Here is a 3,969-nt window from a genome sequence, read left to right as displayed (position 1 = left end):
GAGACCAATCCGGAATGCATCGTCGGCGGCAATATCCAGCCGACGCTGACGGACTACTTTTTCCACGCGGAAACCGCGGCAGAAGCAGTTTTAAACCAGATCAGCCTGCAGGACGTCATTGACACGATTCTGGTCAAGCAAGCCGTAAAAGAACAGGCCGACCGGGCTGAACAAACAGAGAAGGAAACAAAATAGCCTTGAGGGACTTAACAAGGAGGCAAACAATGAAATACACGATTACCGGAGCAACTGGCCACCTGGGCCGGGAAGTAACTGCTGCGCTGAGCAAGCTGACCGATGTCAAGAACATCCGCTTGGCCGTACGCAATCCGCAAAAAGCCGCCGGTTTTGCTGCAGAAGGCTATGAAGTCAGCCGCAGCGACTATTATGACCTGCCATCCATGGTGGAGGCTTTTACCGGCACGGATGTCCTGATCTACATTCCAAGCATCACCTATAATGTCGGCAAGCGGATTGAGGAATTTGAAAACTCCCTGGCCGCAATGAAAGAAGCCGGCGTCAAGCACTTGGTCGATGTCAGCTTCATGGCTGACCAGGCCAGCAACCCCTTCCAGATGTCCGGCTACTATGCCTATCTGCCCGCCCGGCTGGCTTCCAGCGGCTTGAATTATTCCGTTGTCAAAAACTCCCTCTACGCTGATCCTCTGGTCCCCTACCTGCCGGAACTGATTGAAAGAGGCAACGTGATCTACCCGGTTGGCGACCAGGCGATGAGCTTCATCTCCAGAAAAGACAGCGCCGAAGCCATCGCCAACGTAGCTATCCGGCCATACCTCAGAGACAAGGGACAGGTCTATCTTCTGACCCAGGAGAAGAACTACAACATGATCGAACTCAGCCGGATCATGACGGAAGTTACTGGCAAAAAGATCGGCTACCAGCCGGTCAGCCTGGAGGAATTCGCCGACATCTACCGGTCTGAAGGCGACGGCGATGAACTGGCCTCCATGTACAAGGCGGCAGCCATGGGCCTGATGGATGAAGTGACCGACGATTTCCGCCGCATCACCGGCCATGGCCCGCAAAACATGAAGGACTTTTTGACAGAAAACTACCAGAAGTAAGATAGGTCAGTTTTAACAGCAAAGAAAAAGGATGCAACTCATCATTGCATCCTTTTTCTTTACTTAGGCAAATCTGCCGTATGCTCCAAGCGGTCGATCCGCCGGTCCAAAGTCGGGTGGTCAGAGATCAGGTTGGTCCACCAGTGCTTGACCTGGAAGCTGTTAAAAGCCAAGGCCGAAACCATCGGATCTTCTTTTGTCTGCTGGTACTGCTGCTCAACGGCTTCCAGCTTCTTCAAAGCGGCAACGATGTACTTAGGGTTTCTGGTCAAATCGACTGAACCGATGTCAGCCAGGTATTCCCGCTGCCGGGACATGGACAGGTTGAGCAGCTTGGCGATCGGCAGTGCCAAGATGAAAAGGCCGGCGCCAACTGCTATGGCGATTGAGCCAAAGATCCAGCAGATGCACTTGGTGATGACCCCGCCGTCAATCTTAAACAAGGTCCAGCCAAGGGCCAGCAGGTAGATGGCTGCCAGGTAGATAAAACTGGACAAGGCTGAAGTGATCGTCGTTACCCGCAAGTCATAATTGCGGATGTGGGACATTTCATGGCCGATGACGCCCAGAACTTCATCGTGGTTCATAATTTTCAACAAACCAGAAGTAACTGCCAGGCTGGCGTGTTCCGGATCACGGCCAGTTGCGAAGGCGTTAGGGACATTGCTTGGCACGACGTAGATTTTCGGCATGGGAATGCCGGCCGCCAGGCTCATCTCTTCCACCATTTCGTAGAGTTCAGGAAAATTGTCCTGGTTGATTTCCACGGCCCGGGTCACCTTCATCAAGTGTCTGGTCGCATAAAAGTAAATGTAGACCATGTAGCTGATTCCCGCGGCTAAAAAGATCACCCCGGCCCAGATGGTCAAGTAAACTGCCAATATTCCCGCGATGGCCAAAAGCAAGGCCGTAAAAGCGCCAAGCACGATCCAGGTATTGCGCTTGTTTTGCTCAATTTGCTGATAAAGCATATTCTATCCTCAATTCTTTCCATAAAACTATGTTAAGGATACTAATTGGACGGCACTTGCGCAATAGATAATTACAGAGTCATTCCCTCTCTGTTTTTGCCTTTTAGATATCCATCTCTTTGATCATGTTGTACCAGACTTCCCCGGCGTGCTCAGAGTCGGCTTGGCCATGGTTGACGAAGCCGTTTTTCTCATAAAAAGGCACCCGGTCTTCCAGGCAGGTCAAGGCGATCCGCCCCCGCTTCATCTCCTTGGCCGCTTGCGCGAATCTTTCCAAAAGCTGGCTGCCGATCCCCTGTCCCCGGTAGTCCGGGTGAACCGCAATGGTCAGGACCATCTGGTTGCCGCCAGGGCCAAGCCGGCTCTCGGTTTCTTTCTCATACATCCAGTCTTCAATGTAGTCGTACTTGCTGTCAACGACCGGGCCGGTGATAAAGCCAACGACTTCTTCTTCAGGATTACGGGCTACCAAGAAGCTGCCCGTGAACTTCTCGATCCGTTCCTTGTACTGGGCCGGACTTCCCGCCTCGGCTTCATTGAAGCCGGCTCTTTCGATCTCCACGATCCTGTCTAAATCTTCCGCTCTTGCTTGGTCAAATTTCAGCATGCTTTTTCTCCTTGAATGCAAAAAGCACGCCTCTGTAATCCAGAGAACGCGCCTCGTTTTATTCTTCTTAAAAATTTGTCAGTCTTTAGATAGCCATTGCGCTGACTTCTGAAGCTACACCCAGCTTGGCCAAGACCAGGGCTGGAGTGTTAGCATTCTTAGCTACTGCGCTGCGAACTTGTTGGTTCTTGTCTTGGGCCAGCTTCTTCAAAACAGCGGCGTCTTCACTCAGCTTGGCTGCCAAGATACGCAGGCTAGCGTAGTTTGAGTTAGTGTGCTTGCCCAGCAAGTTGACCCATTCCTTCTTGGCGACGATTTGGTCCAGCTTCAGCCATTCAGTAACCTTGCTCTTGCCAAAGTCGGTTACTTGGCCCCAGCCGCTGACTTCGTAAATAGTCATGCCGGCTTCGCTTGGGTACTGGCTGGCGTTGACTACAGCGTCTTCCAGTTTCTCGTAGATAGCCAGGTAGCGGTTGTGGTAGGTCTTGCCTGCCACGTAGCTGCGGCCTTCGCGGAACAGCTTGCCCGTGCCTTCTTCTGCTGAGAATACAAGATAGCCCTTAACTGCTTGTTCGATAGTTACGTTAGTCATATTTACCTCTCCTTGAATAAATTTAATGACATAGTACGAATGATATTCAATTTTCAAGCATCAAGATTCGCCTCTGTTGAGAGAAAACCGCTTGAAAGCCGCTTTTCTTTATTTCCAAAAGGCAATTCCTTAATGCGTTGAAACGATTATAACAGACTCACTGGCAAAAATGTGCATAAAAATTGTTTAATTTGTTTTCTTGCTTATCTTAAGCAAGATAGCTAGAAAACGGCTGTTATTTTTAGCTTAGCCTTAAAAAGTTAAGTAAAATACGTGTAAAGCATTTTAAAATTATCTCTTAAAGTCGCGGGCAATTTGCCTTTTTACCCTTTTATTCTGCTATTCTGAACTGGAGAAAATCCAAACAGAACGATCTTGCTGGCAGCTTGAAGCCAAATTCGCTTTTTTCGGAAAGCCAGCAGAAGAAACAAGAGGTAACAACTGATGAACGAGACAATCACGCAGCTGATTCAAAACTATGGCAATGTCGCCATTGCCTTGTTGATTGCAGCTGAAAACATTTTCCCCCGATTCCTTCCGAACTGATTCTGACTTTCGCGGGTTTCCTAACCCTGTCAGCCAATATCTCAATCCCAGGCGCGATTGTCGCGGCCACAGCCGGCGCCTTTATCGGCGCCCTCGTGCTCTACTGGGTCGGCAGCATCTTTGATAAAGAACGCCTCAACCACTTTGCCAGCAGCAAGATCGGCCGCC

4 protein-coding genes and 1 pseudogene are annotated in these 3,969 nt (G+C 50.2%); 2 read left to right on the top strand and 3 right to left on the bottom strand.

What is annotated here, in order from left to right; all coding sequences use genetic code 11:
* Positions 1-195: pseudogene (locus lacNas_RS11725) on the top strand (transcriptional regulator); the annotation flags it as partial.
* A 29-nt stretch (positions 196-224) separates the two neighbouring features.
* A complete protein-coding gene (locus lacNas_RS11720) occupies positions 225-1,085 on the top strand; it encodes an SDR family oxidoreductase (protein WP_201330822.1) in 861 nt (286 codons plus the stop codon).
* Positions 1,086-1,144: 59 nt separating this feature from the next.
* Here lacNas_RS11720 and lacNas_RS11715 read toward each other — a convergent pair whose 3' ends face one another.
* The 3 genes from lacNas_RS11715 to lacNas_RS11705 form a co-directional block, all read right to left on the bottom strand.
* Positions 1,145-2,056 (bottom strand): M48 family metallopeptidase, encoded by a 912-nt coding sequence (locus lacNas_RS11715; RefSeq protein WP_201330821.1) that lies wholly within the window; start codon positions 2,054-2,056, stop codon positions 1,145-1,147.
* A gap of 103 nt (positions 2,057-2,159) precedes the next feature.
* Complete coding sequence (locus lacNas_RS11710) at positions 2,160-2,663, bottom strand: GNAT family N-acetyltransferase (protein WP_201330820.1); 504 nt, start codon at positions 2,661-2,663, stop codon at positions 2,160-2,162.
* Positions 2,664-2,748: 85 nt separating this feature from the next.
* Positions 2,749-3,255: a hypothetical protein gene (locus tag lacNas_RS11705; RefSeq protein ID WP_201330819.1), complete on the bottom strand. Its 507-nt coding sequence runs from the start codon at positions 3,253-3,255 to the stop codon at positions 2,749-2,751.
* Positions 3,256-3,969: the final 714 nt, after the last annotated feature.

Origin of the sequence: Lactobacillus nasalidis, assembly GCF_016587775.1 — a bacterium.
Classification (GTDB): domain Bacteria; phylum Bacillota; class Bacilli; order Lactobacillales; family Lactobacillaceae; genus Lactobacillus; species Lactobacillus nasalidis.
The sequence above is the reverse complement of the archived record's forward strand: the minus strand, read 5'-3'. Positions and strand labels throughout refer to the sequence as shown.

Excerpts from the sequence above, each read along its gene's own strand:
- lacNas_RS11720 (WP_201330822.1), top strand. The coding sequence starts at position 225 with ATGAAATACACGATTACCGGAGCAACTGGCCACCTGGGCCGGGAAGTA.
- lacNas_RS11715 (WP_201330821.1), bottom strand. The coding sequence starts at position 2,056 with ATGCTTTATCAGCAAATTGAGCAAAACAAGCGCAATACCTGGATCGTG.
- lacNas_RS11710 (WP_201330820.1), bottom strand. The coding sequence starts at position 2,663 with ATGCTGAAATTTGACCAAGCAAGAGCGGAAGATTTAGACAGGATCGTG.
- lacNas_RS11705 (WP_201330819.1), bottom strand. The coding sequence starts at position 3,255 with ATGACTAACGTAACTATCGAACAAGCAGTTAAGGGCTATCTTGTATTC.